Genomic DNA, 23,453 nt, shown 5'->3' on the forward strand with positions numbered 1-23,453 from the left:
CCGCGGCCGGGTTGTCTGCCCAGTGCGCGCGTTTGGCGAGCAGACCCTCAACCTTCGCCTGTCCGGGCGCCCGTTCGTGACATTTTGTAACGATGGCCCGCGTGGCCTTCATGAGGCGACGCTTGCTGCTATCGTCTCGTGGCGATGGAGCGATCGATGTTGCGTTCGATACTTGCCGTTCTCTTGGCTGCTAGCTTGTGGTTCGTGCTGCCCATTTCGCTGTCACCTGCGTGCGCTGGCCCGTTCCTGGAGCGCTGGCAGGCGCGAATGGCGGCGCGCGCGACTGAGAGCCGGGTCGCGCCAGATGCGGAATATGCCTATGGCACCGATCCGCTGCAGACGCTCGACTTCTGGCAGGCGAGGGGAGGCACGGCCGCGCCGCTGATCGTCTTCGTGCATGGCGGCGGGTGGAAGCGGGGCGACAAGCGCAACGCCACCGGAGCTGCGAAGGTCGAGCACCTGCTCGCGCAGGGCTACGCGTTCGCCTCGATCGACTATCGCCTGGTGCCGGCCGCAACCGTCGAGCAGCAGGCGGCGGATGTCGCGGCGGCCGTGGCGTGGCTGCGCAACAATGCGGGACGCCTGGGGATCGATGCCTCGCGGATCGTGCTGATGGGGCACAGCGCCGGCGCGCATCTGGTGGCGCTGGTCGGGACCGATCCACGTTATCTCACGGCGGCCGGGCTGACGTTGCGCGACGTCAGCGGCGTCATCGCGCTCGATGGTGCCTGCTACGACGTCGCGCGCCAACTCGCCGACAGCGGGCGCTTCATGCGCGACACCTACGTCCAGGCGTTCGGCACCGACCCTGTGCGACAGCGGGTGCTGTCGCCGACTTTGCAAGCCGCAAAGCCGAACGCGCCGGCGTTCCTGATCCTCCACGTCGACCGCGCCGACGGCAAGGCGCAGTCCGAGGCGCTCGGTGCGGCCTTGATGCAAGCGGGAACGCCGGCCGAGGTCGCAGCCGTCCCCGGCACCGGACTGCGTGGCCACATCGAGATCAATCGCGACCTCGGCGATGCCGGCCATCCGGCCACCGCCATCGTTGACGCCTGGCTGCGCAGGATGATCGGCACCAAGTGACGATCGGATGACGGTGCATTGACGCCTCGCGCTCGCACTCGGAGCGGATTGCAGCCTGATCTCGCCGGGCGCGCCGGCGACCTCATCAAGAATTTCTGATCTCTCTGGCCAGCGATGGCCATTGGCCTCGCCAATACCGTTCTTTAGAACGCTTCTAAACTGATGTTGGAGAGTTCAAGATGCGTCGATGGAAGCTTCGCCCTGCCTTCCGGATCTCACTGACCGTTGCAGGCCTTGCCGCGCTTGCGTCGCTCGCAACCGTGGCCGGCTTGCGCGCCGAAGCGCCGGCGCCCGCGCCGGCCTATGTGCCGACCATCAGCGACCTGATGATCGCGACCATCCAGCCGCGCCATGTCAGGCTGTCGATTGCCGCGCGCAGCGGCAATTGGGCGTTCGCGGCCTATGAGCTCGGCAACCTCAAGGGTGCGTTCAACCGCGTCGGCCGGGCGCAGCCGCAGGTCGACGGCAATTCGTTCGCGGACATGACGACGGCGGTGACGCAGCAGCCGTTCGATGATCTGGCGCAGGCGATCAAGCAGAAGGACGTCGCGCGGTTCGAGCAGTCCTACGCGGATCTCACGGCTGCCTGCAATTCCTGCCATCAGGCGCTGAACCGCGCCGCCGTCGTGATCAAGGTGCCGCAGGGCGCCAGCGTGGCCGATCAGGACTTCACGCCCGGCGCGGAATGAGGCAGCTCGCCCGCGAGAGTCCGGTGACGGAGCTATCGCATTTGATGATCGCCTTCTTGCGCTCGTCTCTCTCCACGCCGTCATGGCCGGGCTTGTCCCGGCCATCCACGTCGTCCGGCATGCTGAGAACCGCGTGGATGCCCGGGACAAGCCCGGGCATGACGGAGTAACAAATGGGCAGGGTCGTTAGGGACGGCTCCGCATCACCTATGCGATACACCTAGGGACGAAGGAGATATCTGCATGAAGCTCTATTCGTTCTGGCGCTCGCTCGCGAGTTTTCGCGTGCGCATCGCGCTCAATCTGAAGGGCGTGGCTTACGAGCAGATCGCGGTCGATATCGACCGGCGGCAGCATCGCGACGGCGCCTATGCCGCGCTCAATCCGCAGATGGCGCTGCCGTCGCTGGTGCTCGACGACGGCACGGTGCTGACGCAGTCGCTGGCGATCCTCGATTATCTCGACGAGGCCTGTCCCGGTCCGGCGCTGCTGCCCGAAGACGCCAAGGGGCGGGCGCGGGTGCGGGCGCTGGCGGCGATGATCGCGTGTGATGCGCATCCACTGACGACGCCGCGGGTGCAGCGCTATCTCACCGAGGTGCTGCACGTCGACGAGGCCGGGCGCGCGGCGTGGCTGAAGCATTGGGCAGCGGAGATGCTGGTGGCCGTCGAGGCGCAGCTGGCCGGCCATGCGGCGACCGGGCGCTTCGCCCATGGCGATGCGCCGACCGTCGCCGACATCTGCGTTGCCGGTCACGTCACATTCGCGCGCAACCAGGGCCTCGACCTCGCCGAGACGCCGACCGTGCAGCGCGTCTTCGCGGCTGCGATGGCGCTGCCGGCGTTTGCCGCGGCGCATCCGCTGGCGCAGCCGGATACGCCGGAGGCGATGCGGCTCAAACCTGCAGCGCCGTAGATCTCGATCAGGTGCTGGGCTTGGCGCAATAAGTGCGCCAGAACTGCCGGTAGGCCGCCTCGACGCAGCGCGTGTAGTTGGCGACGTCGCCGGCCGGCGAGCGTGCGACCAGGCCAGGCAGGTCGGCGCGCAGCTTCGTCAGCAGCTCGGGCTTCCCCGCAAAGCTCTTGGCAATTCGGATGTAGCCGTCGTCGTCATCGGCCACCCAGTCGGCGAGACCGGCCGCGGTGAGGATGCCGCCGGCCGCGCGCGACGCTGCGCCGCTGCCGAGCTTGGCGACGACGGGCACGCCCATGTAGAGCGACTCGAACGTCGAGATGCCGCCGTTCTGCGGGAACGGATCGAGCGAGATGTCGATGCGCTCGTATGAGCGCAGATGCTCGCTGCGCTCGGTGGCGCCGAGGCAGAGCAGGCGCGAATCCGGCACGCCCTTGGCCACGAACCTGCCGATCAGGCCGTCGCGCACCAGGGCATCGTTGAGCGCGAGGTGCTTGATGACGAGCTTCGCCTCCGGCACCTCCGCGAGCAGCCGCGCCCACAGCGTGATCGCTTCGTCGGAGATCTTGTCGATGCGGTTGTAGACGCCGAAGGTGACGTGGCCGTTCTGCAGCATCGGCAGCGGCGACGGCGCGATGTCGAGCAGCGGATCGATCGTGATTACCGAGGGCAGGTCGTGGACGTGCTCGGCGAACAGCGGCCGGACGTTCGCCGGCACCGTCACCGGATCGGCGAAGAAGTAGTCCATGGTCGCGAGCCCGGTGCCGGTGCCGCTGCCCCAGGCCGTGACCTGGATCGGCGCCGGCTTGCGGGCGAACACCGGCATGCGCGTGCCCGTGGTGTAGCCGGAGAGATCGACCAGGATGTCGACGCCGTCGGCCTGGATCCGGTCGGCCAGCTCGTCGTCCGAGAGGCTCGAGGCCTCGACCCAGACGTCGGCGGCCGCCATGAACTTCGCAGTGAAGTCGTCGTGCCGCGGCGAGGTCGAGTAGCAGTTGACCTGCACCTGGGTCTTGTCGTGTCCGCGCAGCACCGGCAGGAAGGCGAAGGCGGCCGAGTGGGTGCGGAAATCGGCCGAGACGTAGCCGACGACGATGCGCCGGTCGGGATCGAGCGAGCGCGGCGAAAACTTGCGGCGCTTGAATTTCGAGCCGACCGCGATCCACCAATAATGCCGCGCCGCCTGCTGGCTTGCGAAATCGGCGCCGGGCAGGAAATCGAGATAGAAGATCTTCTTGGTGATGGCCTCGTCGTAGTCCGGCTGCACCGTCAGCGCCTGGTCGAACTGCGCGACCGCGCCGGCGATGTCGCCGAGCCGCCCGCGGCAGGCGCCGAGCAGGGTCAGCGCGACCTGGGCGGTGGGATTGGTGTCGAGCACGCGCTTGCAGGCCGCCATGGCCATGGCGACGTTGCCGTTGAGCATGCAGATCTGCGCCTTGCCCTGCCAGCCGACCTGCAGCTGCGGATCGAGGGTGATGGCGCGGTCGAAATCGGCCTCCGCCTCGGCGGTGCGTCCCGAGACCATGTACAGCCGGCCGCGATGCGCCAGCAGCTCGGCATGCGCCGGCCGCGCGGCGAGCGCCGCATTGAAGGTGGCTTCGGCCAGTTCGTAGTGATGCAGCTCGAGATGCGCGAGGCCCTTGTTGACGATGGCCTCGAAATGGTTCGGGTTGAGCGCCAGCGCGCGCTCGGCGCTGGCGGCGGCGGCGTCCCAGCGCCGCAGCATCAGCTCGGCCACGGCGCGGTTGCACCAGCAATCGCCATCTTCCGGATTGAGCTCGAGTGCGCGCGCGGCGGCGGCGAGCGACGCCTCGCCCTTGCGCAGCCGCAGCAGCGTGGTCGCCAGGTTGCGCAAGGTGATCGGTGATTTCGGCCGCAGCGCCAGCGAGCGCTCGAGCGCCGCGCGCGCCTCCTCGAACTGCTCGCAATTCAAAAGCGCCCAGCCGAGGTTGGATTGCGCGTCCGCCGAGTTCGGGTCGAGCACGATCGACTGCCGCAGGAACACGACCGCCTCGCCGAAACGGCCCGCGGACACCAGGGAGATGCCGAGCAGATGCATGGCCTCGAAATGGTCCGGCACCTCCTGCAGCAGCTTGGCGCACGCGGCCTGGGCCTCCGCCTGCCGCCCGGCGCGAAACGCCACAGCGGCCGCCGTCAGTTGCGTCTCGATCAGCTTCTTCTGCTTCTTTTCCTGCCGCGCCTTCTGGAAGGCGCGCGAACCGACGGTGCTCAAGGCTGTTCTCCGGGCGAACTCTGCGGTGGCGCGCTCGAACGGGCCCGCGCCGCGCCCGGCGGAGCGCCCCGCCAGGGCCGCAGGTCGGGCCGATTGCGCCGTCGTGCCGGCCGCGGCGTCGACCAGCGATCCGGCAGGTTCTCCGGCGACCGGCCACGCGCAGCGCGACGCGGCAAAGCTTGCCCGCGCCATGGTTAGCAAATGGTTAACGGGGGGCGATGAGGGCGTTGCAGAACGACCGACCAAAGCCTTCGGTGCGTAGGGCGGATTGGCCGTTAGTCCGTTGCGCCCAAGCGGGACTTCCCGTGCGGCTGCCCCTCACCCCAACCCTCTCCCCGTAAGAACGGGGAGAGGGAGTGCACCGCGCTGGTGGAAAGGGCTTGCGACGCATTGGAGACGGAGAGCCAAGTCGTTCAAGGCAATCTCGTTCGGCGCTGACGGTACGACCTCTCCCCGCCCTTCTGCGGGGAGAGGTCGGATTGCGCAGCAATCCGGGTGAGGGGCATGGCACGCGCGAATCCCAGGTCGCAAGTCCATCGGACTCGCAAGTTGTCTCGGCACTAACACGCCATACGAATTGTCGGGTATGTCTCAGCGGCTTCCAGATACGTCAGTGGCCGGTGGTGCCGGCTTCTGCGCCGCAGGCTGCGCCGGCGCCGCTGCCGTCCCCATGCTCATCTCGCCATTGGGGCGCCGCAACTGCCAGCCCTGCGCGACGCGCGTCAGATCGGTCGGAGCCTCCTTGTTGCTCCCGCCGGACGCCTGCAGGCGGACGCGGCCGTCGCCGATCCAGGTGTCGACCTGGTATTGTTCGAGGCCGTCGGGCTTGTAGCTCCATTCCAGCTTCGGATTGTCGCCGTACGAGAACAGGCCGATCCGATAGTCGATGCCGCAATTGCCGTCGTCGCGCGGATCGATGGCGATGAAGCGCTTGCCGTTGGGCGACAGGAAGGGCCCGCTGCCGATGTTGAGCTCGGCGCCGGTGCGGCGGTTGATCAGCATCACGTAGGGACACTCATAGGGTGAGACGAGCACGATGTAGTGCCGGTCGCCGATGTGGCCGACCAGCCGATAGCTGATGCAGGAGGCCTCCGGCCCTTCCGGTTCGCATGCCTTGTCATCGGTGATCACCTTGGTCTTGCCGCCCGCCAGGCTCAGCGTCAGCTTGCGGCCCTGGCGCAGGATTGTCGCGGGCATCTCCGCTACGCGGGCGCTCTCCTGCGGCACTCCGTCGTGAATTTCGAGCGGCTGGCACAATGTCCGCAGGTCGAAGAAGCCGGCGCCGGCCGAGGCCGCGCCGGGCTTCAGCACCGCGAGCGCGGCAATGATGATGATGGTGGCGCGAAGGAGGGTGTGTGGCATCGGCAGCTGCGGTGCATGCGGGGTGGAAATGCCGTAAGGCGAGTCATCCGTGGCACGGGAGCCGCATTGGATCAAGCGCGTGTCGTCGTGCGCTGGGCGTTCGCTCCGTGCACCCGTCAGAACGGGCGCTATCACATCCGACGATCGGAGTGATGCGCTCGTCCGTCTCCACGTCGTCTTGGCCGGGCTTGTCCCGTCCATCCACGTCGTTCAGCACGCTGAGAACCACGTGGATGCCCGGGTCAAGCCCGGGCATGACGGAGTAACTAACTGCCGGGATTGTTCGTCACGACGGCCCCGTATTTCCCTATGCGATCGCCCCGACCTTCGCAGGGCGAGTCGGGACCGCGCAGCAATCCGGGTCGTACGCGAGTGCGGCGGATTACGCGGGCGCTAATCCGCCCTACGAATTGTGCCGTGAGATGCACAAGCTTCTGCTACTTCCCCTTTTCGATCTTCGTCACCGTGTAGCCCGACGCATCCTCCTGCGCCTCGAACTTCACTTTGTCGCCGGCCTTGAGGCCTTTCAGCAGGGCGGCGTCCTTGACGCGGTAGACCATGGTCATGGCCTCGTCCATGCCGAGGCTCTTGGCCGGGCCGTGATGCAGGGTGATCTTGCCGTTGGCTTCGTCCACCTTCTTGACGTCGCCGCTGATGCTGTCCGCGGCGACGGCGGAGGTCATGAGAGCGAGGACCAGCGCGGCAGCGGTCGTGAGCTGATGATGCGTCTTCATGCGTGCTTCCTTCTGTTGATTGCGGAGATGCGGAGGGCGGATGTCATCCGCCATCTCGCGCGGGTGCTGTGCCGGCGGATGACGCTGCGCTGATGCGCCCTACGAACTGACGCGCGTCACTTCACGCTGACATGGCCGGTCATGCCGTAGTCGCGGTGGTCGGGGATCAGGCAGGAATATTCGAACGTCCCTGGCTTGGTGAACCGCCACAGCAGTTCCGCCGTCTTGCCCGGGGCGAGACGCACGCCGTTCGGCTCGTCATGCTCCATGTGCGGGTGCTTCTTCATGACGGCGGCGTGCTTGAGGTTTTCGCGTTTGGTCGCGAGCAGGAATTCGTGATCCTCCTTGCCGGTGTTGCGCAGCACGAAGCGGATCTGCTCGCCGCGCTTGAGATCGATGCGTGCGGGCGTGAACTCCATCTCGCTGAGCAGCACCTCGATGGTGCGCGACGGCTGCGCGGGATCGCCGGGTTCGCCGGCGGAGTAGCTGGGCGCCCCGTGCTGCTCGTGGCTCTCGGCGGGGACAGCGGCGATCAGAGCAGCAGCAACGGCCGCGCCGGTCACGAATAAACTCTTCATCGGGATCTCCTGATCGTCACTGTCGATCTTTCTGCGTGTTTCGCCGCGTCATCAGCGGCTCCGCGTTCCACTGCTCTCGCTTCGCCGCACCGGCTCCGGCGCACTCGCGACCTCCCGGGCGACGGTGCCCGACGGAAACTGATAGGGGCCGGGATCACGATAGTCGTCGCGGGCGAGGCCTTCACGCACCTTCACGGTGGTGAACATGCCGCCCATCTCGATCGGGCCGAACTGGCCGTTGCCGGTCATCATCGGCAGCGTGTTGTCGGGCGCCGGCATTTCCATGCTGCCCATCGCCATGCCGGTGTGACCCATCACCATGCCCTCGGGTGCGAGCTTGCCGACGGCGCGCGCAAGCTCGGCCTTGGACACGCCGATCAGGTTGCGCATGTCATGGCCCATCGCGTTCATCGTGTGATGCGATTTGTGGCAGTGGAACGCCCAGTCGCCGGGATTGTCGGCCGTGAAGTCGAGCACGCGCACCGCGCCGACCGGCACGTCGGTCGTGGTCTCCGGAAATTGTGCGGCTTCAGACAGCCAGCCGCCATCGGTGCCGATCACCTTGAACTTGTGGCCATGCAGATGGATCGGGTGATTGGTCATGGTGAGATTGCCGATGCGGATGCGGACGCGATCGCCGAGCCGCGCCGGCATCGGATCGATGCCGGGAAACACCCGGGCGTTCCAGGTCCACATGTTGAACTCGGTCATCTCGTTGACCTTCGGCAGATAGCTGCCAGGCTCGATGCGGTAGCTCGACATCACGAATACGTAGTCGCGGTCGGCCGGCGGCGGCTGCGACCCGCGCGGATGTACGACGATCATCCCCATCATGCCCATCGCCATCTGCACCATCTCGTCGGCGTGCGGGTGATACATGAAGGTGCCGGCATGCTTCATCTCGAACTCGTAGACGAAGGTCTTGCCGGGCTTGATGTGCGGCTGCGTCAGTCCGCCGACGCCGTCCATGCCGCACGGCAGGATGACGCCGTGCCAGTGCACGGTGGTGTATTCCGGCAGTTTGTTGGTGACGAAGATCCGGAGCTTGTCGCCTTCGACCGCCTCGATGGTCGGGCCGGGCGATTGGCCGTTGTAGCCCCACAGATGCGTGGTCATGCCGGGCGCGAATTCGCGCGTCACGGGTTCGGCGACGAGATGGAATTCCTTCCAGTCGCCGTTCATGCGGAACGGCAGCGACCAGCCGTTGAGCGTGACCACGGGCTGATAGTCCGGGCCGGCGGCCGGATGCAGCGGCGGCTGCATCACCGCCTTGTCCATCGTCGGCGCCTCGGGGATCGCGGCGGCCTGGACGCGGCCGGACACGGCGGACGCGCTGGCCAGCGCCGCGGAGCCGAGCAGGGTTCGGCGTGACAACATGCTGTTGCTCCTGTCAGTCGTTGCTGGACGCGAGCGCGCTCGCGGTCTGCTGCGGGACATCCTCGCGGCCTGCGCCGCCGCCATTGACGGCCGCCGACAGCTCGGCCTCGGCGAGGAAGAAGTCGCGCTTCGCGTCGATGGCGGCACGGCGCGAGGCGAGCCGCTGGCGCGCTTCGACCAGCAGCGCGAAGATGTCGACCTGCATGCTCGAATAGCGCAGCTGCATCTCCTCGCTGATGATCTGGCGCAGCGGCAGCACCTCGCGGGCATAGTGGCCGGCGATCTCGAATGTCGCGCGATAGCTGCGATAGGCGTCGCGCGCCTCGGAGCGGATCGTCACGGCGCGCTCGGTCAGCCGGTTGAAGGCGATGTTGTAGGTCTCCGCCGCCTGCCGTACGCGCACCTCGCCGCCGTCGAAGATCGGGATCTGGAACTGCACGTCGTAGCCGCGCTCGCGGATGATGCGGCCGTCGGGCTCGACGGTCTTGCGGTCGAGGCCCGCGAGATCGAGCAGGGTGACGAAGCGCGTGGCGTCGCTGAGCTGCAGCGAGGTTGCGAGAGCCGTCAGCTCGAGCCGCGCCATCTGCAGGTCGATGCGATGCGCCACGGCGTCGCGCTCGACGAACGGCTCGGTCAGCGGCCGGCGCGGCAGCGCGGGCAGCCGGTCGGGCAGGCGGAACCCCAGATCGTCGCCCCACAGGCCCATCAGCCGGATCAGCCGCTCGCGCGCGCTCGCTGCCGCGCGGCGGGCGCCGGCGAGCTCGGCGGTGGTCTCGGCGTAGAACACCTGCTCGCGCGCCTGATCGAGACGATTGAGCGCGCCCGTCTCGCCGAGCTTCTGCGCGAGCTTGGCGGTCGTCTCTGCAGCCGACTGCGCCTCGGCCAGCAGCGCCACCAGCTCATTGGCGGCGACAACGCGGACATGAGCGCGGCGTACCTCGGCGGCGAGCCGCACCGTGGCGAGCGCCGCCATCAGCTGCGCCTGATGGAAGCGCTGGCGTGCGATCTCCGAGCGCAGCGGCAAGGTCGCGAGCGCCAGGATGTCGCCGGCGACCTGGCGCTCGGCCTCCAGCGCGCCGTCGCCGCTGATGCGCATCAGGGAGAACGTCGGGTTCGGCGGCAGGCTGGCGCCGATCGTATCAGCCTCGCTCAGCGCCAGCTGATGATAGGCCGCCTGCAGGCCCTTGTTGTTGAACAGCGCGACCTGCACGGCGGCGTCCGCCGACAGCGGCCGCGCCAGCAGCCGTTGCGTCGCGGTCCGCACGCGTGCGGCGTCATCGTCGCTACGGATGGACACGACCTCTCGGCCGGTGGTGTGGCCCGCGAGGTCGACGACTGCACTCATGCCGCCGTCTGGCGAGAACGAGGCGCAGCCCGCGAGTGCGGCGGTCGCAGCCAGGAGTGCAAGCCTGATGATGCTCTGCATGTCGGCGTTCCCTAGCGGCTCGGTTCGGAGCGCGGAGCGCCGTCGCGCGGGCCCCAGGCCGAGGGGGCGACGGGACGCAGCGGCGTGTACGGCGCTGTCACGGCTGACGTGCGCAGCGGGGCGACAGCAGCGGCTGGATCGGCGGGGTCTGCGCCCGACAGGGCGACCGTGCGCGGCTGGCAGGCGGCGAGGCTCAGGGCCGCGAGCAGCACGGCGGCGCTCGGACCGATGCGAGACGGCCGCCCGCGCCGCGCCTGACATGCGGCCGCACGCGTCGCCCGAAAGTGCGACAACATAGTTGAGTCCTTTGGTCTGTCCACGAGATGCGAGCGGCCGCACGCCGGTGGCGCGCAAGACCGGAATCGTTCGCTCAGACCAGGACGATGGGGGGACGATCGAGCCGCGGCGGCGTGCGGCCGGGCAGGCGGGTTTCCCGATCAGCTTCGCTCGCCGTGGCGAGCGGAGCGGGCAGCGTCACCGCTGGAAGCGCCGCGGTGAGACCGACGGCGCACATCATGGCGCAGCAGGGACCGGGGATCTTGCCGTGGTCGTGGTGCGACGGCGCCGGAGCCTGAGCCGGCGCTTCGGCTTCGGCACCGGCGTGATCGTGACCATGATGAGAGGCGTGTGCCGCATGCATCTGCGGCATCATCGTCTCGGCCATCTCGTGATGATGCGCAACGGCGAGGGTCGCATCGTCCAGACACGGAGCCGCGCCGTGAGCGAATGCGAGCGCGACGCCCGGGCTGAGCACGCAGATCAGGTAGGCGAGGACGACCAGCCGCCCCGCCAGAACCCGCATCCTTCGTGTCAGTCCCAACGACATCAGCCGCCAATCTCTCCGCTCGGTCCGCAGTCTAGCGCACGATGCGCTGCGCCGCAAAGAGCGCAAAGAGGGGGAGCAATATCGAGCCCTCCCACGAACGCTCGTTTGAGCCCGTGATCGGGCCGCAGCACACCTCTCCCCGCCCTTCTGCGGGGAGAGGTCGGATTGCGCAGCAATCCGGGTGAGGGGCATGGCACATAAGTGGACCAAATCGCAGGTCCATCGGACGGGCGCATTCGCTCCGAGTCGGATGCGAAATTCGCGACAGGAGAGGCAGCACCACCCGCGTGGCTGCCCCTCACCCCAACCCTCTCCCCGTGAAGAACGGGGAGAGGGAGCGCACTGCCCCTTTGGCGCAGCCGCTCGCGACTCATCATCTCAATGCGGCATAGCAACTCTTTGAACAACACCAAGACGGATCCGCCCTGCGCTCCGCATTGCCTCTGTTGCGCTGCTTCTGCATGGCCAATGCTGCAGCAATGTGGCTTGACCGGATGCGATGCAGCAACGAAGTTGCCGGGATCGTGCACGCACCCAAGACGAGATTCGAGGAAGCGCCTCAGTTCAAACCGGATTCGCGCCAGGCCTGGGCGCGGCTGGTGCTGGCGCTCGTCATCGGTTCCATTGGTGGCGCCGGGATGTGGACGGTCGTGGTCGTGCTGCCGACGGTGCAGGCCGAATATGCCGCGAGCCGCGGCGCGGTCTCGCTGGCCTATACGCTGACGATGTTCGGCTTCGGCCTCGGTGGCGTCATCGTCGGCCGCATCACCGACCGCTTCGGCATCGTCACCGCGATGGCGCTCAGCATCGCCACGACATCGGCGGCGTATCTGCTGGCCGGGGCCTCGGTGACCTTGTGGCAGTTCCAGGCGGTGTATTTCCTGATCGGGCTCGGCTCCTCCGTGACCTTCGCGCCGCTGATGGCGGAGGCGTCGCACTGGTTCGTGCGCTATCGCGGCGTCGCGGTCACCATCGTCGCGTCCGGCAACTACGTCGCCGGCACGGTGTGGCCGCCGCTGGTGAACTATGGCGTGCAGCAGATCGGCTGGCGCGCGAGCCATGTCGCGCTCGGCATCTTCTGCGCCGTCACGATGAGCGCGTTGTTGCTGGTGCTGCGTGCCCACATGGGCGGGGCCGGCGCGCAAAACCATGCGCATGCGGCGCCCCCGCAGCTGGAACTGCCGATCTCGACCAACGCGCTGACCGTGCTGCTCAGCGTCGCCGCGATCGCCTGCTGCGTGGCGATGGCGATGCCGCAGGTCCACATCGTCGCCTATTGCGGCGACCTCGGCTATGGCGTCGCCGTCGGCGCGCAGATGCTGTCGCTGATGATGGCGCTCGGCATCGTCAGCCGGATCGGCTCGGGCCTGCTCGCCGACCGCATCGGCGGCGTCAGCACCTTGCTGATCGGCTCGCTGGCCCAGGGCTTTGCGCTGTTGTTCTATCTGTTCTTCGACGGCCTGACCTCGCTGTACCTGATCTCCGGGATGTTCGGCCTGTTCCAGGGCGGCATCGTGCCGAGCTATGCGATCATCGTGCGCGAGGCGATGCCGGCGCGCGAGGCGGCGACCCGGGTCGGCATCATCATCTTCGCCTCGGTGTTCGGCATGTCGTTCGGCGGCTGGGTGTCCGGCGTGATCTTCGACGCCACCGGCTCCTATGCCGCGGCCTTCGCCAACGGGATCGCCTGGAACGGGCTCAATCTCGCGATCGTCCTGACGCTGCTGATCCTGGCGCGGCGGCAACACCGGCTGGCCGCCTGACCCAAACAGTGTTGCGGGGCAGTGACACTGGCTGCGGATCGTTTCCATACGATCCTCTATATGCACGGCGTCATACAAAATCCCGATCTGTGCCGCAAAAGCATCGAATCCCCTCCAGCAACTAGGAAATTGGATCGAGCCCGATAGCGCCGCCAAGGCGCGGGCGTCGGATTGCGCGCGGAAACTGCCGCGAGGTCTCCGTGGGGGCCACGGACGACCGTCGCTTGCCTGAAGCGCTAAGGAGGCGTCGAGGTGAAAGCTCCGGACAGGTCGAGATCGCTGCGGCGGCATGGCGTTGTCGGAGAGCATCGCTCTTCTCAAGGCGTGCTGCGAGCTGTTGCCAAGCTGCTACTCGCTGGTATCACCGCACTCTCGTTCGCCGGTGACGGCTGGGCGCAGGCGTGGCCTCAACTCCAACCCCAAGCTCAGCCGGCGCGCCCCGGGGCGACCCGGTCGCTGATCGTGCCGGTCGCGCCAGCTCCCGCGCGGCCCAACGCCGCTGCCGTCGTTCCGGCGCCGCCGCGTCCCGCCGGCCTGCCCGCATCGCTGCAGCCCGCGCCGGGCAGCGGTCCCGACGTGTGGCGGCTGCCCAATCCGAACGACGTCAACGACGGCACCGTGACCATCATCACCGCGCCGGCCGGCGGCGCGACCTCGGTGTTCGGCTCCGACATGGCGCGCGTGCTTGATGATCAGACCAATGTCCGCGTGTTGCCGGTGCTCGGCAAGGGGCCGGTGCGCAACGTCTCCGATATTCTCTTCCTCAAGAGCATCGACATGGGCGCGGTCGCCGCCGACGTGCCCGAATTCTATCGCCTGCAATACGGCATTCCGGACATCACCTCGCAACTGCGCTACGTCGCGCGGCTGTATCACAACGAGATCCACGTCATCGCGCGGTCCTCGATCCGCTCGATCGCCGATCTCAACGGCAAGCGCATCATCGCGCCCACCGACGTCGGCTTCTATTCCGCGCGCGTGATCTTCAACCGGCTCGGCATGACGGCGTCGTTCGACTACGCGACCGACGACGCGAAATCGATCCAGAAGCTGATCGACGGCGATGCGGACGCCTACATCGTCTCGACCGGCAAGGTGTTCCAGCTCGCCCGCAATATCAGGAACGAGAACCGCGCGCTGCATCTGGTGACGATTCCCTATGATCGCCGGCTGCAGGATCTGTATCTGCCGACGACGCTGTCGTCGGATGAATATCCGAACCTGCTCAATCCCGGCGAGACGATCGAGACCGTGGCGATCGGCATGCTGCTCGTCAGCTACAACTGGCCCGAGAATACCGAGCGCTACCGCAAGGTGGCGCGCTTCGTCGATGCGTTCTTCGCCAACTACGACGAGTTCATGAAGCCGCCGCGGCATCCGAAGTGGAAGGAGTCGAGCATCGTCGCCACCATCCCCGGCTGGAGGCGCTTCAAGGCCGCCGACGACTGGCTGATCGCCCACAACATGACGCCGCGGCCGCAGGTCTCCGACGTGCAGCGGCCGCAGGTCGCGGATGTGCAGCAGCAGCAGTTCGAGAGCTTCGTGCGCCAGAGCGGCGGCCAAGTGTCGAACGATCCGGCCGAGCGCAGCGCGCTGTTCCGGCAATTCCTGCAATGGCGCCAGCAGCACGGCGGCCCGCCGACGCCGTCACGCTGAATGCGTTGAGCGCATTCCAGCTTGCCTTCAGACCGCCTGTCCGGCCTTCAGCAGCGAGCAGCCGGTGATCTTGAGGCTGCCGTCCGGCTGGGTCTGCAGCGTGTAGAGCGCCTCCCACGCCTCGCCATCGGCATCGACGATGTGCACGCGTTGCGCGATGCTGCCATCCTCGACCTGTGACGGGCCGAATTCGAAGCTCTTGTGGCGGTAGACCGGCGGATAGCCCTCGCGCACCATCGTCATGAAGACCTCGATGCTGGGAAACCGTGCCTGGATCTCCGGCGCCGCCTGCGCATAGGCGGCAGGGCCGTCGTCGCGGGCCAGCGCCTGCTCCTGGGCGCGGATGACATTCTGCGCGGTGGTGACGTCGTTGCCGGCGAGGGCCGGCGTCGCCAATAAACAGAAACAGATGAGCCAGGCTGATACTCTCATCGGACTTGCTCCGTAACGGCGGTCGTGACAGACGCAGATCTTGCGATCTGGGGGCAGGCGCCCGCCGGTCGATCTGGTCTCTTGCGGCCCGAATCATGCATTCAGGACGGCGAACAGAGCAAGGCAGCATGGCGGATTTTTCTCATACGCGATCACTTTTCCGAATCCCTGACGGCGTCATCTATCTCGACGGCAATTCGCTCGGCGCGCTGCCTTCGGCCGTGCCCGCCCGCGTCGCCCGCATGCTGGAGGCGGAATGGGGACAGGAGCTCATCCGCGGCTGGAATAGCGCCGGCTGGATGGTGCAGCCGCGCCGCGTCGGCGACCGCGTCGCCCGCCTGATCGGCGCGGCCCCCGGCACGGTCGTGATGGGCGATACCCTCTCGATCAAGGTCTATCAGGCGCTCGCCGCGGCGCTCTCGCTTAATCCCGGCCGTCGCGTGATCCTGTCCGACAGCGGCAATTTTCCGTCCGATCTCTACATGGCGCAGGGCCTGGTGCGCATGCTCGGCGATCGCGCGACGCTGAAGGTGGTCGAGCCCGAGCAAGTGGAAGCCGCGATCGACGACAGCGTCGCGGTGCTGATGCTGACCGAGGTGGATTACCGCACCGGCCGCATGCACGACATGAACGCGCTGACCAGCAAGGCGCATGCCGAAGGTGCGCTCACGGTGTGGGACCTCGCGCATTCCGCCGGCGCCGTGCCGGTCGATCTCGCAGGCAGCGACGCCGACTTCGCGGTCGGCTGCACCTACAAATATCTCAATGGCGGGCCCGGCGCGCCGGCCTTCATCTATGTCGCGCCGCGTTACGCGGATATCGCGCCGCCGGCGCTGTCGGGCTGGATGGGCCATGAGGCGCCGTTTGCCTTCGATCTCGATTATCGCCCGGGCGGCGGCATCGAGCGCATGCGCATCGGCACGCCGCCGATCATCGCGCTCGCAGCGCTCGATGCGGCGCTCGATGCCTGGGACGGCGTGTCGATGCAGGACGTGCGCAAGGCCTCGATCGCGCTGTCGGAACTGTTCATCGCCGAAGTCGAGGCGCGCTGTCCGTCACTGACCTTGGCTTCGCCGCGCGATGCGTCGCGGCGCGGCAGCCAGGTGTCGTTCCGCCACGCCGAGGGCTACGCGATCATGCGCGCGCTGATCGCGCGCGGCGTGATCGGCGATTTCCGCGCGCCGGATGCGCTGCGATTCGGCTTCACGCCGCTCTACATCGGCGAGGCCGAGGTGCGTGGCGCCGTCGACATCCTCGCGGAGGTGCTCGATCGCAGACTGTGGGACAAGCCCGAATATCGCCAGAAGGAGCTCGTGACGTGAGCAACGGCCCTTACGATCCCGCCACCGAAGGTGCGCGGATGAACTTCAAGGGACGGATGTCCTACGGCGACTATCTGATGCTGGAGCGCCTGCTCGATGCGCAGGCGCCGCTGTCTTCGGCGCATGACGAGCTGCTGTTCATCATCCAGCACCAGACCTCCGAACTATGGATGAAGCTCGCGATCCACGAGATCAAGGCCGCGATGGCCGCGATCGCTCGGGATGACGTGCAGCCGGCGTTCAAGATGCTGACGCGGGTGGCGCGCATCTTCGAGCAGCTCAACGGCGCCTGGGACGTGCTGCGCACGATGACCCCCAGCGAATACACGCTGTTCCGCGACAAGCTCGGCGAGTCCTCCGGCTTCCAGTCGTTCCAGTACCGCTCGATCGAATTCCTGCTCGGCAACCGCAATCTCGCGATGCTGCGTCCGCATGCGCATCATCCGGCGCTGACGGCCGAGCTGGAAGCGATCCTTGCGAAACCCAGCCTGTATGACGAAGCGCTGCGGCTCTTGGCGCGGCGCGGCTTCTTCATCGGCGCCGACGGCCAGCGCACCGACTGGCGTGGCACGCGCGCCGAGAGCCCGGAGGTGGCGGCGGCCTGGACCCAGGTCTACCGCGACCCGCAGCGGCATTGGGAATTGTACGAGCTTGCCGAGAAGCTGGTCGATTTCGAGGACTATTTCCGCCGCTGGCGCTTCAACCACGTCACCACGGTCGAGCGCATCATCGGCTTCAAGACCGGCACCGGCGGCACGTCAGGCGTGAACTATCTGCGCAAGATGCTGGAGATCGTGCTCTTCCCCGAACTCTGGAAGCTGCGCACCGGGCTGTGAGCAGGCCGGTCGCATCTGAGGAAGGGCTTACCGCAGATGATGTCAGAGCTCGAGTTCGGCTCCCTCCGCGCGGTCATGGCCGGGCCTGTCCCGGCCATCCACGTCGTTTGGCATCCTGGGAAGGACGTGGATGCCCGGGATGGAGCCCGGGCATGACGGCGTGGAAACAGCCTCGCGAAAAACTCAGATAGCCATATGCGATCGACCTCGGATCGTGAGGTCGTGCGCCAATCACTCGATCAGGAGATATTCATGCTGTACGCCGTCAAGGACTGGGACAACGCCTATGCCAACGGCCCGAACATTCCCGGCGGCGAGCGCTGGCCGGGGCTGTGGGTCGCGCCGGCGGAAGCCTATCGTGCTGAGCTCGGCAAGCAGGGCCGCGCCAAGCTCGACATCACCTATGGCGGACACGAGCGCCAGCGCCTCGATCTGTTCCTGCCCGAGGGCGCGCCGAAGGGCCTCGTCGTGTTCGTGCACGGCGGCTACTGGATGCGGCTCGACAAGAGCTTCTGGTCGCATCTCGCGCGAGGGCCGCTCGTGCGCGGCTTTGCCGTGGCGATGCCGTCCTACCGGCTGTGCCCCGAGGTCGGCATCGCCGATATCTCCGCCGATGTGGCGCAGGCGATCGCGCAGGCGATGGACGAGGTTGCGGGCCCCGTGGCGCTGACCGGCCATTCCGCCGGCGGCCATCTCGTGAGCCGCATGATCTGCCGCGGCGCGCCGCTGGCGCCTGAGCGGCAGGCGCGCATCACCAGCGTCGTCTCGATCTCCGGCCTGCATGACCTGCGCCCGCTGCAGCGGACCGCGATGAACGAGACCTTGCACATCGATGATGCGACGGCCGTGAAGGAAAGCCCGGCATTGCTCGTGCCCGTCGACGGCGTTGCCGTCACCGCCTGGGTCGGCGGCGCCGAACGCAACGAATTCCGCCGTCAGGCCCAGCTGCTCGCCAACATCTGGACCGGGGTGAGCGCGTCGACGGCTTATGTCGAAGCGCCGGACCGGCACCATTTCGATGTGATCGACGATCTCGCGGATGCGGAGAGCGGGCTGGTGAAGGCGCTGGTAGAGTAGTCTCGCGGCCCTCTGCGCACCCTTCCGCCGAATATGAAATGCTTGTGTTCTGCAGTGAAGGCGCCGCGATCTCATCTCCCCTCCCCCTTGCGGGGAGGGGTCGGGGGTGGGGGTCTCCGGGCGCTGACCTCAGTGGGATGCGCCGTTGCTAAATTAGTTCGAGCCAAGCGACGCGCAAGCGCGGACGAAGCTCCGAGGATGTTTGGATTGCGCAGCGGCGTCAGTCATCGTGATCTCAGCAAAATCGAAATGTTCCTCGCGAGAGCGGGATTCGTGGACCCCCACCCCCGACCCCTCCCCGCAAGGGGGAGGGGAGTTCACCGCCGTTGCGGCGACAGCTCGACTTCAACTAGCCCCGGCTAGCCCTCCGCCACCGCATCGCTCCAGGCGTGCGCGATCTCGGTCGCGCCACTGTTCGTCGCTCCTTCGCGCATCACCACGCTGGGGCAGGCGAACTTCATCGGCATGGTCTGTACGGGGGCAGCGACGGTCTCGAACTTCGCAGCCAGCGCAGTCATCACCTCCGCCGGCAGCCGCGTATCCGCGCCGACCACCTCGCCTTCGCTGGCATCGATGCGGGGCTGGTGGATGGCGGCGTCGAGGTCCATGCCGTAATCCATTACGAACGACAGCACCTGCGCCACGGCGGGCAGGATGCGGCGGCCGCCGGAGGCGCCGAGGGCGAGACGGCGGCCATCGGCCGTCTGGGCGACCACCGGCGTGTAGTTGGTGAGGCAGCGCTTGCCCGGCGCCAGCGAGTTGGTCGTGCCCGGCGTCGGGTCGAACCACATGATGCCGTTGTTCATCATGATACCGCTCTGCGGCGCCTGGAATTTCGAGCCGAAGCCGGACAGCAGGGTCTGCGTCACCGCCGCCATGTTGCCGTCGCGGTCGACCACCGAGTAGTGCGTGGTGCAGGCCGGCGCGAGATATTCAGCGCCGAGCGCGCGCTTGCCCGGCGCGTCGCCCATGTCGTTGAGCCGCTCGCGATAGGCCGACTGCATCGCCTCGGCATAGGCGATGAACGTGCCGGCGTCAGGGGCGTTGCCCGATGCGGTCACGCTCGCCTGCATCAGCCGCAACGCGTGCGCCAGCGTCGGCCCAGCGGTGAGCTCCGGCGTGGCGAACACGGTGCCGCCGCGATAGGGAATGCGCAGCGGCTCGCGATGATGGGCTTCGAAAGCGGCGAGATCCTCGACCGACAGCGCGCCGCCGGCGGCCTGGATGTCGCGGGTCAGCGAGCGTGCGATGTCGCCCTGGTAGAAGTCGCGCGCGCCGGCCTGAGCGAGATGCGACAGTGTCGCCTTCAGTTGCTCCTGCGGCAGCCGCGTCACCGCCTTGGCGCCCCATTGCGGGTTCGGCGGCAGGCCGTCCTTCAGATAGGCCGCGGCGCTGCCGGGATAGCGGCGCAGATCGGCGGCGCAGCTCGAGATCATCACGGTGGTCCACCAGTCCACCAGCAGGCCTTCGGCGGCGAGCGCGACGCTCGGCGTCACGAGGTCCTGCCACGGCAGCCTGGCGTAGCGGCGGTGGGCGGCCTCCATGCCGGCAACGACGCCGGGCACAGCGATGGCGCCGGGCCCATGCAAATTGCGGTCGTCCTTGACGCGGGGCCACGGGAAGATGTCGGCCGCGACGCTGCCGTCATTGGCCAGCGGATAGTCCTCGATGCGCAGCGAGTCCGGCGCGCGCATGCCGTAGTCGATCACCTCGATCCGGTTTTCCTTGGCGCGGTAGAGCACCATGGCGCCGCCGCCGCCGAGGCCGCTCATCCACGGCTCGACCACGCCGAGCGCGAAGCCGGTCGCGACGACCGCATCGATGCAGTCGCCGCCCGCCGCCAGCACCTCGGCGCCGATTTCGGCCGCGCGCCGCGACTGCGCCGCGACGATGCCGCCCTTGCTGGTCACCGCCGGCTTGCGGATCTCCTGGCGATTGGAAAACTGGTACGGCATGGCGGCTCCCCTCGATCCGTCTCGTTGGTCGGGCGAATTGACACCGGCCAGCGCCGACGCACAATCGGCAACAGCGTCTGCCTCCTCAGACCAGATCGAATGCCGCTGATGGTGTTGAGGATTAATTTACCATTCGGATCTAGGGTCGTCGGCAGACCAGATCGATCTCGATCAGCGCGTCATAGGCCAAGCCGGTGACGCCGACGCAGGTGCGGGCCGGCAACCGGTCCGGCGGGAAGAATGAGCGGTAGCATTCATTCATTGCCGCGTAATCCCGCTTGAACTCGGTTAGGTAAATCCGAGACATCACAATATGTTCGAGGTCGAGGTTAAGACCTTGGAGGATGTACTTCAAGTTCTGCATCACCGCCTTCGTCTGATCCACGATCCCCTCCGGCAGCACGCCCGGCGCATCGGCTGAGTCCGGCATCTGGCCGGTCACGAACACGAAGCCGTCGGTCTCGACCGCATGACTGAACGGCGCCACCGGCTTCGTCGCGCCTGATATCATGTGGAACTGCATGGTGGGGTCCTTCTGCGAGTGAATGAGTAGGGTGGGCAAAGCGGCGCCGCAGGCGGCGCGTGCCCACCATTCAGAGCATCGGGGGGCACGGCGCGCGATACATCATCTGATACATAGACAACGTAGGCGCGCCTTTGCCCACCCTACGTGTCACCGTCATATCAATCCGCATCCTCGAACAGCCGCTTGCTCAGAATCGCGTGCACGCCCCAATTGCCGTCGACCACCTGCGTGACGCCGAAATCGACCGCCGCCGACATCAGCGCGATCGCCTCGTCCTCGCTGAGGCCTTTGATGTGCATCAGGAAACGGCGCATCTTGCGGAATGCGTCCTTCATGGCGAGGTCGAGCGATGATGTCGCGTAGACTTCGCTTTGGCCCTGCGCGCCGAATTCGGCGAGGTAGTTCGGGTGGCTGAAGCCGGTCAGCACCCAGTCGGTTGCGGTCTCGATCAACGGATAGCTCAGGTCGGCGAAGGGTTTGCTCGCGAGTTGCGACTTCTTGTGAAGGATGACCTGGAACGTGCCAGTCATCGAGCATTCGATCGCGGTGCCGCCGAGCTCGCCGTCGCCCTGCGCCGCATGGGGATCGCCGACCGACAGCAGAGCGCCGGGAACCGCGACCGGCAGATACACTGTAGAGCCCTTGCCGAGTCGCCAATTGTCCAGATTGCCGCCGAAATAGGACGGTGGAATCGAATCGACGAAGTCGGCCTCGCGCGGCGCCACGGCGATAACGCCGAAATGCGGCCGCAGCGGAATCCGGATGCTGTCGAGCACGCCGTGGCGGCGCTTGATGCTGCCGGGCGCGACGGGAACGCCCGGATAATCGTAGGTGGCGTGCACGATCCCGGCCGGATCGGTCTGCGGTCCCCAGCGGTACGAATACAGCGCGCGGGCGTGCGGCTCGGGATCGTCGGCGAAGATCTCGTAGATGGTCACCGTCTCGCGCGGCTGTGGCGAGGCGATCAGCTCGTTATAGTGATAGCCCCACCAGGCCGCGACGCTGGAGCCGAACACGCGGCCTCTGTGCGTCGGGCTCCGGCTCGGCCGCGGCACGATGTCGAGGATGCGCACCTCGAGCACGTCGCCGGGTTGCGCGTCCTTGATCGCCACCGGGCCGGTGCAGATGTGCACGCCAAAGCCTTCGCCGGCGCCCCGGCCGAGCACGCTGGCATCCATCGGGCCGGCGCCGCGGCGATCGACGTTCTTCGTCGTTGCCGTCCAGCCGAACACGCTGAGTGCGCCGTCGTCGCCCGAGATCATCAGCTCCGGGTCATCGGAGGCGTGCTGGGTCAATGTTTCAATCGTGACCGTGTCGCCGGACGCGATTTCCAGCTGCGGCGGCAGCGAGCGGCTGAAATAGCCCCAATGCACGCGCTCGGCCGAGACGGCGAGATGATGGTGATGTTGTGTGTCCCGGTCATTGACCGGAGCGGGCAGGGCTGCCTCGCTCCTGGTCGCGGCTGCGGCCTGACAGCTGCGCTGCTGCGCCAGCGCATCCTGCGGCCAGCCGCGCTGGCCGCGTGGCGCCGCCGAGGTCAAGGCCTGCTCGGCCTTCTGCTGCCGGAACTCGCGCGGCGACAGGCCGAAGCGGGCGCGGAAGCTGCGGCTGAAATGCGCGGAGTCGCCGAAGCCGTAGCGATAGGCGATCTCGGAGATCGAATGATGGGCCTCAGTGGGATTGGACAGATCGGTCCAGGCGCGCTGCAGCCGGCGTTCCTTGAGATAGTGCGTGAAGTTGTCTCCCGCGCTCTCGAACAGCTTCTGCAGATAGCGCTCGGAGATGCCCTCGGACTGAGCCACGCGCGCAGGTGTCAGCTCGGCATCGTCGAGTTGACGTTCGATGGTCTGGCAGATTCGGTGCAGGGTCGCGGACTGCGCCGCGCTGCTGCCGGTTTCCGAACTGGGCGCCGCCTGCCGATGAGCGAGCGTGAGCAGCAGATCGACCAGGCTCTGCGCGACCGTGCTCCACTCGGCGTCGCTCAGCGTTTCCAACGCACGCGCCGTGGCCTCGATGCTGCGGCAGACCACGTCGGCGAGCCCGCTCGGCGCGATAACCTGCGGCTTGGCCAGCTTCAGCTTGCCGCCGATGCGACCATGCAGGGCGTCTGAGGTGACGGAGAGAACAATGGCGCGCAGATCGCGCTGGAACGCGATGCTCCAGTCGCCGACGCGCGGCAGCAGCATGAGATGCCCCGCCGGCACGATGCGATGGCCGTCGCCGCTGTGGAGCACGGCGCCGTCCTCGATCGCGAGCAGTGCGATCGGCAGGTCTTCCTGGGACTGCGGAACCGCGGTCACGGCCTGCGCGCCCGCCGATAGCCGCGACAGCGATATTCCCGACGCCGTCCGATGCGAGGCGGTGGCGTGGCCATCATAGAACGGCGCCTTGGGCGCCGGCCGCAGCCCAGCCGCATTCAAGACATCGCGCCACGCCTCCGGGCGCTCGCCCTGCGCATAGGATTCGCTGGTGAACGGACGAAAACTCATGGCACGCCCCGGGTCCGGGAATTCGAAGCAACCCCCGTGCCAGCTGAGCTTCATGGTTTGTCTTGGTTCGGTCTTGATCAGTCCGGTGCTCCGAAGCTCATGGTGATCCGCGCTGTCGCCACACCCGCGCTCTGTCCCCCTCCCCCTTGCGGGGAGGGGTCAGGGGTGGGGGTCCAC

General features: G+C 67.3%; 20 protein-coding genes. 8 read left to right on the forward strand and 12 right to left on the reverse strand.

Going from position 1 to position 23,453, the window contains the following annotated elements; all coding sequences use genetic code 11:
• Positions 1 to 156: 156 nt before the first annotated feature.
• From ACQR1I_RS05060 to maiA, 3 genes are all read left to right on the forward strand, one after another.
• Positions 157 to 1,083 carry an alpha/beta hydrolase gene (locus tag ACQR1I_RS05060; protein ID WP_434867720.1) on the forward strand — a complete coding sequence of 309 codons (927 nt, stop codon included), beginning with the start codon at positions 157 to 159 and terminating at the stop codon, positions 1,081 to 1,083.
• A 179-nt stretch (positions 1,084 to 1,262) separates the two neighbouring features.
• Positions 1,263 to 1,772, forward strand: a complete 510-nt coding sequence (locus ACQR1I_RS05065; RefSeq protein WP_434867719.1) for a cytochrome family protein — start codon at positions 1,263 to 1,265, stop codon at positions 1,770 to 1,772.
• 243 nt (positions 1,773 to 2,015) lie between these two features.
• Complete coding sequence (maiA, locus tag ACQR1I_RS05070) at positions 2,016 to 2,687, forward strand: maleylacetoacetate isomerase (protein ID WP_434867718.1); 672 nt, start codon at positions 2,016 to 2,018, stop codon at positions 2,685 to 2,687.
• A 7-nt stretch (positions 2,688 to 2,694) separates the two neighbouring features.
• Here the strand turns inward: maiA and ACQR1I_RS05075 are convergent, their stop codons facing one another.
• The 8 genes from ACQR1I_RS05075 to ACQR1I_RS05110 form a co-directional block, all read right to left on the reverse strand.
• Complete coding sequence (locus tag ACQR1I_RS05075) at positions 2,695 to 4,917, reverse strand: tetratricopeptide repeat protein (RefSeq protein ID WP_434867717.1); 2,223 nt, start codon at positions 4,915 to 4,917, stop codon at positions 2,695 to 2,697.
• 591 nt (positions 4,918 to 5,508) lie between these two features.
• Positions 5,509 to 6,279: a hypothetical protein gene (locus tag ACQR1I_RS05080; protein WP_434867716.1), complete on the reverse strand. Its 771-nt coding sequence runs from the start codon at positions 6,277 to 6,279 to the stop codon at positions 5,509 to 5,511.
• Positions 6,280 to 6,716: 437 nt separating this feature from the next.
• Positions 6,717 to 7,013 carry a copper-binding protein gene (locus ACQR1I_RS05085; RefSeq protein WP_434867715.1) on the reverse strand — a complete coding sequence of 99 codons (297 nt, stop codon included), beginning with the start codon at positions 7,011 to 7,013 and terminating at the stop codon, positions 6,717 to 6,719.
• A 116-nt stretch (positions 7,014 to 7,129) separates the two neighbouring features.
• Complete coding sequence (locus tag ACQR1I_RS05090) at positions 7,130 to 7,591, reverse strand: cupredoxin domain-containing protein (protein WP_434867714.1); 462 nt, start codon at positions 7,589 to 7,591, stop codon at positions 7,130 to 7,132.
• 51 nt (positions 7,592 to 7,642) lie between these two features.
• Positions 7,643 to 8,968: a multicopper oxidase family protein gene (locus ACQR1I_RS05095; RefSeq protein ID WP_434867713.1), complete on the reverse strand. Its 1,326-nt coding sequence runs from the start codon at positions 8,966 to 8,968 to the stop codon at positions 7,643 to 7,645.
• A gap of 13 nt (positions 8,969 to 8,981) precedes the next feature.
• The gene (locus tag ACQR1I_RS05100; RefSeq protein WP_434867712.1) at positions 8,982 to 10,394 is read right to left on the reverse strand and encodes a TolC family protein; all 1,413 of its coding nucleotides are present in this window, start codon (positions 10,392 to 10,394) and stop codon (positions 8,982 to 8,984) included.
• Positions 10,395 to 10,405: 11 nt separating this feature from the next.
• Complete coding sequence (locus tag ACQR1I_RS05105; RefSeq protein WP_434867711.1) at positions 10,406 to 10,690, reverse strand: hypothetical protein; 285 nt, start codon at positions 10,688 to 10,690, stop codon at positions 10,406 to 10,408.
• 74 nt (positions 10,691 to 10,764) lie between these two features.
• Positions 10,765 to 11,220 (reverse strand): hypothetical protein, encoded by a 456-nt coding sequence (locus tag ACQR1I_RS05110; protein ID WP_434888709.1) that lies wholly within the window; start codon positions 11,218 to 11,220, stop codon positions 10,765 to 10,767.
• A 524-nt stretch (positions 11,221 to 11,744) separates the two neighbouring features.
• Here ACQR1I_RS05110 and ACQR1I_RS05115 point away from each other — a divergent pair.
• Both ACQR1I_RS05115 and ACQR1I_RS05120 read left to right on the forward strand, forming a co-directional pair.
• The gene (locus tag ACQR1I_RS05115) at positions 11,745 to 12,983 is read left to right on the forward strand and encodes an MFS transporter (protein WP_434867709.1); all 1,239 of its coding nucleotides are present in this window, start codon (positions 11,745 to 11,747) and stop codon (positions 12,981 to 12,983) included.
• A gap of 546 nt (positions 12,984 to 13,529) precedes the next feature.
• Positions 13,530 to 14,639, forward strand: coding sequence for a TAXI family TRAP transporter solute-binding subunit (locus ACQR1I_RS05120; protein WP_434867928.1), 1,110 nt, complete (start codon positions 13,530 to 13,532; stop codon positions 14,637 to 14,639).
• Positions 14,640 to 14,666: 27 nt separating this feature from the next.
• Here the strand turns inward: ACQR1I_RS05120 and ACQR1I_RS05125 are convergent, their stop codons facing one another.
• Positions 14,667 to 15,071 (reverse strand): DUF4864 domain-containing protein, encoded by a 405-nt coding sequence (locus ACQR1I_RS05125; RefSeq protein ID WP_434867708.1) that lies wholly within the window; start codon positions 15,069 to 15,071, stop codon positions 14,667 to 14,669.
• A 128-nt stretch (positions 15,072 to 15,199) separates the two neighbouring features.
• On the opposite strand from ACQR1I_RS05125, the gene kynU reads away from it, so the two are divergent.
• From kynU to ACQR1I_RS05140, 3 genes are all read left to right on the forward strand, one after another.
• On the forward strand, positions 15,200 to 16,393 hold the full coding sequence (kynU, locus tag ACQR1I_RS05130) for a kynureninase (RefSeq protein ID WP_434867707.1): 1,194 nt from the start codon (positions 15,200 to 15,202) through the stop codon (positions 16,391 to 16,393).
• Complete coding sequence (gene kynA / locus ACQR1I_RS05135) at positions 16,390 to 17,229, forward strand: tryptophan 2,3-dioxygenase (protein ID WP_434867706.1); 840 nt, start codon at positions 16,390 to 16,392, stop codon at positions 17,227 to 17,229. Before kynU ends, kynA begins: the two co-directional genes overlap by 4 nt.
• A gap of 252 nt (positions 17,230 to 17,481) precedes the next feature.
• Entirely contained in the window at positions 17,482 to 18,306 is an 825-nt protein-coding gene (locus tag ACQR1I_RS05140; RefSeq protein ID WP_434867705.1) for an alpha/beta hydrolase, read from the forward strand.
• 359 nt (positions 18,307 to 18,665) lie between these two features.
• Here ACQR1I_RS05140 and ACQR1I_RS05145 read toward each other — a convergent pair whose 3' ends face one another.
• The 3 genes from ACQR1I_RS05145 to ACQR1I_RS05155 all read right to left on the reverse strand — a co-directional run bounded on the left by ACQR1I_RS05145 (position 18,666) and on the right by ACQR1I_RS05155 (position 23,276).
• Entirely contained in the window at positions 18,666 to 20,261 is a 1,596-nt protein-coding gene (locus tag ACQR1I_RS05145; protein ID WP_434867704.1) for a gamma-glutamyltransferase family protein, read from the reverse strand.
• A 139-nt stretch (positions 20,262 to 20,400) separates the two neighbouring features.
• On the reverse strand, positions 20,401 to 20,784 hold the full coding sequence (locus tag ACQR1I_RS05150) for a RidA family protein (RefSeq protein WP_434867703.1): 384 nt from the start codon (positions 20,782 to 20,784) through the stop codon (positions 20,401 to 20,403).
• A 161-nt stretch (positions 20,785 to 20,945) separates the two neighbouring features.
• On the reverse strand, positions 20,946 to 23,276 hold the full coding sequence (locus tag ACQR1I_RS05155; protein WP_434867702.1) for an acetamidase/formamidase family protein: 2,331 nt from the start codon (positions 23,274 to 23,276) through the stop codon (positions 20,946 to 20,948).
• Positions 23,277 to 23,453: the final 177 nt, after the last annotated feature.

The sequence above is a fragment of the Bradyrhizobium sp. HKCCYLS2038 genome, from assembly GCF_051167655.1.
Classification (GTDB): Bacteria; Pseudomonadota; Alphaproteobacteria; order Rhizobiales; family Xanthobacteraceae; genus Bradyrhizobium.

What these genes read in the sequence shown, in the direction of transcription:
- ACQR1I_RS05080 (WP_434867716.1), bottom strand. Translation starts at nt 6,279, where the DNA reads ATGCCACACACCCTCCTTCGCGCCACCATCATCATCATTGCCGCGCTC.
- ACQR1I_RS05155 (WP_434867702.1), bottom strand. Translation starts at nt 23,276, where the DNA reads ATGAGTTTTCGTCCGTTCACCAGCGAATCCTATGCGCAGGGCGAGCGC.
- ACQR1I_RS05105 (WP_434867711.1), bottom strand. Translation starts at nt 10,690, where the DNA reads ATGTTGTCGCACTTTCGGGCGACGCGTGCGGCCGCATGTCAGGCGCGG.
- maiA (WP_434867718.1), top strand. Translation starts at nt 2,016, where the DNA reads ATGAAGCTCTATTCGTTCTGGCGCTCGCTCGCGAGTTTTCGCGTGCGC.
- ACQR1I_RS05100 (WP_434867712.1), bottom strand. Translation starts at nt 10,394, where the DNA reads ATGCAGAGCATCATCAGGCTTGCACTCCTGGCTGCGACCGCCGCACTC.
- ACQR1I_RS05085 (WP_434867715.1), bottom strand. Translation starts at nt 7,013, where the DNA reads ATGAAGACGCATCATCAGCTCACGACCGCTGCCGCGCTGGTCCTCGCT.
- ACQR1I_RS05125 (WP_434867708.1), bottom strand. Translation starts at nt 15,071, where the DNA reads ATGAGAGTATCAGCCTGGCTCATCTGTTTCTGTTTATTGGCGACGCCG.
- ACQR1I_RS05140 (WP_434867705.1), top strand. Translation starts at nt 17,482, where the DNA reads ATGCTGTACGCCGTCAAGGACTGGGACAACGCCTATGCCAACGGCCCG.
- ACQR1I_RS05090 (WP_434867714.1), bottom strand. Translation starts at nt 7,591, where the DNA reads ATGAAGAGTTTATTCGTGACCGGCGCGGCCGTTGCTGCTGCTCTGATC.
- ACQR1I_RS05060 (WP_434867720.1), top strand. Translation starts at nt 157, where the DNA reads ATGTTGCGTTCGATACTTGCCGTTCTCTTGGCTGCTAGCTTGTGGTTC.
- ACQR1I_RS05095 (WP_434867713.1), bottom strand. Translation starts at nt 8,968, where the DNA reads ATGTTGTCACGCCGAACCCTGCTCGGCTCCGCGGCGCTGGCCAGCGCG.
- ACQR1I_RS05065 (WP_434867719.1), top strand. Translation starts at nt 1,263, where the DNA reads ATGCGTCGATGGAAGCTTCGCCCTGCCTTCCGGATCTCACTGACCGTT.
- ACQR1I_RS05110 (WP_434888709.1), bottom strand. Translation starts at nt 11,220, where the DNA reads ATGTCGTTGGGACTGACACGAAGGATGCGGGTTCTGGCGGGGCGGCTG.
- ACQR1I_RS05145 (WP_434867704.1), bottom strand. Translation starts at nt 20,261, where the DNA reads ATGCCGTACCAGTTTTCCAATCGCCAGGAGATCCGCAAGCCGGCGGTG.
- ACQR1I_RS05150 (WP_434867703.1), bottom strand. Translation starts at nt 20,784, where the DNA reads ATGCAGTTCCACATGATATCAGGCGCGACGAAGCCGGTGGCGCCGTTC.
- kynU (WP_434867707.1), top strand. Translation starts at nt 15,200, where the DNA reads ATGGCGGATTTTTCTCATACGCGATCACTTTTCCGAATCCCTGACGGC.